Genomic DNA, 7380 nt, shown 5'->3' on the forward strand with positions numbered 1-7380 from the left:
AGCTCCCACATGAGTTCTGTGTTGTTGGTAGGAGCGATTTTACATCGCGAGCTTTTTCATCAACCTTGCTGCGTAAAGCAGCTCCCACAGAGGTTTGATGTTGTTGGTAGGAGCTGGCTATTCCTGCGTTCTTTGGCGGTTAACGCACTCTATCAATGGGCTTTCTTAGGTCCGTAGCGCACCATATCTTTGCCATTTTCATATACGTCTTGAGATACCCAGCGACCTAATAACAATTGGTGTTTGTCATCCAAAATTGCCACAAATGGTCTGCCATCACTATTGTTAGTGGCAAGCGCTACTCCGGCAACATTTTGAAGCCCTAAGCCACCATTATCGACCAAGATCAAAAAGGCCTCGAGCTGCTCTAGGGTTTCAATTACATCATTCTCAGGGATCATTCGGTATTACTCTATTACTGCTGAAATCGCTAAAGGATAACAATAATTGCAGGGCGATTAAACCGCTACATGCCCCACAAACTTGTCTTGTTTGTTAATCAATCAAAACTGCATCGTAAGGGCAATACCCGCTTCTCTTGGCGGTGCGAGCCAATATTCGGCAACGCCAAATACTTCGCGAAAATCATTCGCACCAATAAAGTGGTATTCGTCCGTTAAATTATTAACATACAGACTCACACTCATGTGCTTACTCAAATCCAATTGCACCCTAGCATTGAGAAGCCGTAAGTGGTCTGTTTGTGCAAGCGGTGAGTTAAAAACGTCAGTATACATCTTACTGCGATAACTCCAGTCTAGTCTGGTATGGAGCTTTTGATTTGCATCCAATTGCCAGTTTTTCCACACGCTGGCGGTGACCGACCATTTCGGTGTGCGGATCGGCGTACTGTCTAACGTAACTTGGGTTGCATTGCCAACATCAACGAACTCAGCACGAGTAAACGCGCCTGCAAACGCAACACCAAAATCATCATCAAGTAAGCCTTCGAACTCCCATTCTACTCCCTTAGTTTTGGTCTTACCGACGTTATCAATAAAGATTTCCACCCCCTCTTGCGTTGACTCACCACCTCTTAATTGCATGTCTTTGTGCTGTAAGTAGAAAGCAGAAACATTGACGCGTAAACGATTATCGAACCATTGTGAACGCACACCCGACTCATATGCGGTCAAATATTCAGGCTCAAATGGCCGGACCGCAGCAGGTGAGCTTGGCAAGCCGTTAAACCCACCAGATTTAAAGCCTCGAGAGCCTGTGAGGTAAAACATGGTTTGCTCGCTATGCTGGTATTGCACACCGAGCATAGGAGAGAACACTTTCCAACTTGGCGTAACTGCCCCCGCAGCACTCTCTGAGGTACGTGACAGTAGTACTTCATCTGCCTCTAAGGCTAACCCCACAACCTCTTGGCGCTTATCTTCTCGAGTATAGCGAGCGCCAATAGTTACAGACCAAGTTGGTGAAAAGTGATAATTCATATGGCCAAAGACGGCATAGCTAGTGTTTTCTATTTCATTTAGAAAACGATTATGAAAATCGAATGCGGCATTGAGTGGGTTACCCGCACCACCAATATCCGTTGGTGCAGATAACGGTGAACCGTCAAGCGGTGCAGGAATTGCCTCCACTGCTTGGAACAGGCCACCGAAAAAGTTGAAGTCTGCTCGGTAACTTACTTTTTCGTCAAAATAATATGCTCCTAGCAGCCAGTCATAGTGTTCGTATTTAGCGGTTAGATTAAATTCTTGACTACGCTGATCTTGCCATTGCCAATCTCGAGTCACCCCAATATTAACGGGGTTATTATCAAAATCCCGACTGTAAAATGCATCAAGAGAGCGAAAAGCAGTAATAGACTTAAGTGACATTTGCTCATTGATACGATAATCAGCCTGCAAAGCCGCCCCCGTTTGGGTAAAGCTATTTTCGTTCGTTTCTGTTGCTGCACTTAGGTACTTATCATCAAAAGTTTGTAGCGGTGTAATTGGTTCAACCCCATTGCCAAGCTCTGCAAACAGATTGTAGATCTGAATAAGAACAGCATTATCATTTTTAGCCGCCAGCACCGAAGGTGCACTACCTCTATCTTGCGTTTGGCGGCTGAGCAGCCAAAGTAAGGTCAATTCATCATTAACCTGATGACGAAGCTTAGCAATCAAACTAAAGTCGTCTTCTCCTCCTTCTCGCTCCCCATTCACACGGCGTACAAACCCCTCTTTGTCATATTTCGCCATGGCAACACGCATTGCCACTTGCTCCGAGAGTGGCTGATTGATCACCATAGTTAAGTCACGTCGGTTAAACTCACCTACTGTTAAGGTTGATTTAAACGTAGTGTCATCCGTGACCGCATTGGTGCGAATATTTACCGCCCCACCAATCGTGTTTTTACCAAATAACGTCCCTTGAGGCCCTCGCAATATTTCCACCTGAGCAACATCCAAAAAGCGCGACATACTTCCAGCAGAGCGAGCTAAGTAAACACCGTCAACATAAACCCCAACGCTCGGATCTGTGGTAGGAATAGGATCAACCTGACCCACGCCCCTGATAGTAATATTCGCACAGTGTGTACAGCCGGAGTTTTCGCCTGTGGTGGTCACATCCAGATTAGGAATAAAATAGCTAGCACTGAGTAAGTCCGTAACGTTACGCTGTTCGATTTGTTGCTCTGATAGGACAGACACCGAGATGGGTGTCTTTTGTAGGCTTTCTGAGACCTTCCTAGCTTCTACCTTGACTTCTAATAACTGATCTATTGACAGTGAGAATAAATCGTCTTCACTCGCTAGTATCTCCGCGCTACATAAAACCGAGAGTAAGACACACGTTTTCACTTTAATACAGTTGGTATACATGACCACGAAAGCTCTTCGCTTCTCTAAGTAGCTTAAGTTTAGTTCGAATTTTCTCCTTGTGTGAGCAAAAATGGCGAAAACATCGCCATGTATTCAAGTCATGTACACAAACAGAGTCAAGGTAAAACACAAAGACTAACCGATGTTACTACATCTACCAAGTTCATCAGGTTCTGCTAGCTTACGCCTCATTGTGATGAGGTGGCGTTTGCATTTTTTGAAACAACCAGCCAATTCCTACCAAGCCTAAGCCCAGTCCAATGAATGATAAAGCACGTAATAATCCTTCTAGGTTGGCCATGTCGACAATAAAGGCTTTTAAAATAACTATCGCAAGTCCGGCAAACCCAGCATGAAGAAGCGCTTGAAGGTTAAAGCGCTTTGCAACGAAAATAGATACTGTGGAGAGTAACAACCATACGATAGAATAGGTGTATAACTCAGGCTGCTGTATCGAGATAGAAAGCGTAACGAAACCACCATGATACAAACTACGAATTGCTCCGTTGACAAATAGTATTACCAACACTGCAATCACACTGTATACGAGACGATGATAACGCGCAGTGAGCAAACCAAACTTAGTCATGCCTGCAAGAATCACAGCTGGAACAAACCACTGTAAAAACAACCAGTTAACCACGCTCTCACCGACATATTGGCTGACTAAAAATGGCGAGTTGATCAGCGATATATCCGAGTGAAGCACTGAGCTTGCAAGTAGTAAAATAGCTGCCGCTTTGGGGTATAATTTGCTCTTGTGATTGCTTAACATGCCTCGCCACAAGTACACTGCAGCAAGTGCTAACCAGTTTAAAGCAAGCATTACCGACTGTTGATAGGTTAGGTTAGTAAAGTCTGGATATGCACCAAACAAAATGTAGCTCGTTTCGGTAGTAACCAACAGCGCCACAATATGCACAGCTCCACCGATAAACCAAGTAGTTAGAGCTTTTGAAGGGTTATATTTTATCGCAATCCAAATAATACCAAGTACTATCGGATATACAATCAGCGTCCAATGTATGGTTAAAATCGTTTCGTCTCGATAATGAGCAAGCCAAGGCGCAAAGGTGAGCCGAGCCATAACCACCATCAGCGCTATTTTATACAGCCAATCTGGTATCCTTACGTTATATTTCCAGCTCAAATAGCTCATTGAAGCAATCTGCAGCGCAATCGCTAGCGTCAAGGTGCTGGCCGACAACAACATAGTGAAGCATAAACTCAGCATCGTATTTGCTAAGATAAAGCAAGTCACCCGGTTTACCTCTAGGGTCGCTTTATTGGCATAATAAACAGCCCAAGCGGCAATCGCTAACATTTCAACAGCCCAGACAGGATACAAAATCGCCTCAGCAAGCTCTGGTGCGGTCACATAACTTATACCATACAGCGCTAAAGGTGCTAAAACCAATAATAATAAATAAGCCAGCCGCGAAGGAGTACGTCTCAGCATCAACACGCTAAACAAGATAGCAATAAATACGGCAACTTGTATAAATAGGTACTTGCCCGTAAACGGCAGAAGCACATCGTCATAACTGCTCACTGTTGGCATTAAGTTGAAGGAGAAAAGTGCAAAAAGTAACAGGTAAAATGGCCAACTATCCAACGCACTATGCCGATAAGCCACGCCCAACACGACTAAGGCGAATAACGTATTTGCCCACAGAAGCTGAGTAAAATGAGTATTCACAACCAAGGTCACCGCCACCAGTGATAAAGGAAGTAATATTCCCAAGTGTTCTTTTCGTGGCATCAACAGTACTTTTACCGGCAGAGCCCTAGTCATTGTAACAGTCAGTCGCCAGCCTAATACAGCAACCAACACATACAAATATAAAGAGAACAGGGCAAAGAGCATGATTACCCAAAAGTCCAACCGATTAGCTGTGGCAACCGCCGCGCAAAACCATAAAAAATGCCCGATAAAGCTCTGCCACCAGAGCCACTTTTGCTTTACATAATCCGCAACCCAAATGGCCGACAAAGAGACAAAGCCGACATACAACAACAAGGCACCAATATTATTCGAACCAGTCGATACCAAGGCCGGAACAAGATACGCTCCCACACTCCCAATCCCTGCAAGTACAGGCCCGAACCTCAGTGCTAAGGTAGTCGCAACACAAGAGATGATGGCCAGCAAAACAAAGGCGATATTTGCTGGGATAAAGTCATAAAAATCATAAGCAACCAAGGTCATAGCAAAACATGTGACTACGCCGCCGCTTGCCAACGCAGCAGAGATATTAGGGGTGTTAATCTTTAGTTTTTCTTTATATCGACTTAGCACCTCGGCCGTCACTACCAGACAAACGCCAAACAATGCCCCTAAGATCACCCGAACGCTTGGGGGTAAAAGTCCCGCTTCAATAGAATAATTTGCCAGAAAAACGCCACCGAGGGCCAATACAATAGCACCGAGCCAAAACAACCCATTCCCTTTTAAAAGGGCATCGAGGTTGAAGTCAACCCCAAACGCGGGCTTAGCGGGTTTCACTCGAGCAATGGTAACTTTGAGATCTGCACTAAGGTGCTCAGAAGTCGAAACAGTAGGTTGCTCTATAATTTGGGGTTGTTCACTTGAAGAGCGACTGGGCGAAACCGCCTCGTCGGCGCTATTTAGTTGATCGCTTGTAGTAAAATCTCGCGTTTCTAGACGCGCGATATGGCGAGCCTGCTGATCTATAGTGTTTTGTAACTGACTAACTTTTTTGACAAGGTTATTAAGCCGCTTTCTATCCTGAAACGCGACGACAACTCCGATAAATACAAAAAAATAAAAAAGCACTGAAATAAATTCCGTATCCATATAACTCCCCTGTAACGGCTAGCATGCTCTATCAAGTCTACGCATCACTATGAGATCAATCCAGTATATAAATCAATTTGGAAATGTGATATTCACTTTGCTTAGATAAACGACGTAACCCTTAAATTAAGGTTAAAGTAGTGAGAAAGATTGGAAATATAGCGGATTATAAGGGGGTAAACTGCCAAACGCAACCGGCTAAACTCAGCAGCTTAACCCCATGAATTTAAAGTAATTTACACACCTAATGCCGTGAGCTTTTCTTTTAACTCTTCTTTATTAATTAGGCCCATTTCGTGTTGCTTTTTGGTTTTGCGAATTTCGTCAAAGTTGTCAAGCTTCATACGAGCTTTAGCCAGTTTTGAATCAAACTCATCTTGAGAGATAACGTCAAGCTTTAATGCTTTTTCTAACTTCTCTTTTTCACCATCAAACTCTTTTTGGAAAACAGCTTTTTCTTGGATCACGATTTGATCTTTCAACTGTTTTTCAATTTCAATAACTTCAGCCTCTAGCTCATCTTTGCGCTTAATAAGTGGATCAATGCGCTCAATTGTATCTTGCAGTACCGCTTCAAGGTTCGCACCATCATTTTTAATTAGGTTTTCAATATACTTACGACCAATGTCTTGATATGCAATATTTAACTGGCCGTCAATTGAAGCGATATCTGATTTTAATCCAGCAAGTTTTGCGTTGTCTTTAGTAGACGACACAATATCTCCACTTAATTTACTTGTAGACTCACCAATACTGCTGCCAATTGATTGTGCTTGAGTTTTAAATTTATTTAATAAGCTCATTATTTTTTCCTTAAATAGATTAATGTTCTCGATTCCTGCGACAACTTGCACAGCAAGCAAACCGAATAATAAAAAGTAATATAAAAACTGGTTATCGCTACGCTTTACGATAGCAATATACTAGGCTCGTTTTTTCCGCTTTGTTAGCACCCGCTTAGTGCTACTCCATGCTATCCAACAACCGAATAAGACCGCGCCGACAACCAGAGAGTAAATAGCAAAAGAGGCAACTTTAATAATAAAAGCAACAACTAAGACAATGAATAAAACGACAAACAGCAGTAGCTTTGGTGACTTTGCTAGCTGCTTAGCAACAAATGATGGTAGAAACGCATTTAAAATGCGCTCCAACTTTGGAGTATTCATAACACTAAGTTCCTTGTGTTGTGGTGAAGGTTTTTTAAACGGTCGATAGACTATCAGCTTTATTTTTCGATGCCAAATTAAATATTAGTTAATTATGACAATAAATAATCCCATTTTTTAGAGTAGTTATTAATTGCAACTAGACTATAAATAAACACCAGTCATCTATCTTAAACACCTCAATAAAAAAACAAATGTTTAACAAAAAACAGGATTGGTCACGCTTGCCTTTGAATAGCCTCCTATCGAATTCAACCAACACCAAGCCCCCCTCAACTAAGGGACTGAATCAAGACTCTAACGGTAGAATATATTACACAGAGTAATGAAAATTATTGCACCATAGAGTGCCTTGTGCTATTTTTAAACCAATTATTTTACATAGATAACAAAACGGTAAACTAGGTTGCTTTCAGGTCGGCCATACATTACATCGACCACATCGCAAGATCGGTAAGGAAAAGATAGAATGGAGACTTGTGTAGCTAATCAGTTTTTATATATTACTGACCAAACGCATCTAATGCTGGCAATAGCTAGTTTCATTATAGCAATACTGAGTCGTAACACC

At 42.6% G+C, this 7380-nt stretch carries 5 protein-coding genes; all 5 read right to left on the bottom strand.

Going from position 1 to position 7380, the window contains the following annotated elements; translation table 11 throughout:
• Positions 1-152: 152 nt before the first annotated feature.
• Positions 153-401 (bottom strand): hypothetical protein, encoded by a 249-nt coding sequence (locus tag CEX98_RS11100; protein WP_099642137.1) that lies wholly within the window; start codon positions 399-401, stop codon positions 153-155.
• Positions 402-503: 102 nt separating this feature from the next.
• Entirely contained in the window at positions 504-2822 is a 2319-nt protein-coding gene (locus CEX98_RS11105) for a TonB-dependent receptor (RefSeq protein WP_099642138.1), read from the bottom strand.
• A 181-nt stretch (positions 2823-3003) separates the two neighbouring features.
• Positions 3004-5640 carry a DUF2339 domain-containing protein gene (locus CEX98_RS11110; RefSeq protein ID WP_099642139.1) on the bottom strand — a complete coding sequence of 879 codons (2637 nt, stop codon included), beginning with the start codon at positions 5638-5640 and terminating at the stop codon, positions 3004-3006.
• A 236-nt stretch (positions 5641-5876) separates the two neighbouring features.
• Complete coding sequence (locus CEX98_RS11115; RefSeq protein ID WP_099642140.1) at positions 5877-6443, bottom strand: hypothetical protein; 567 nt, start codon at positions 6441-6443, stop codon at positions 5877-5879.
• 120 nt (positions 6444-6563) lie between these two features.
• On the bottom strand, positions 6564-6809 hold the full coding sequence (locus CEX98_RS11120) for a hypothetical protein (RefSeq protein WP_099642141.1): 246 nt from the start codon (positions 6807-6809) through the stop codon (positions 6564-6566).
• Between the last annotated feature and the right edge of the window lie 571 nt (positions 6810-7380).

It is taken from the genome of Pseudoalteromonas piscicida, assembly GCF_002744175.1.
GTDB lineage: Bacteria > Pseudomonadota > Gammaproteobacteria > Enterobacterales > Alteromonadaceae > Pseudoalteromonas > Pseudoalteromonas piscicida_B.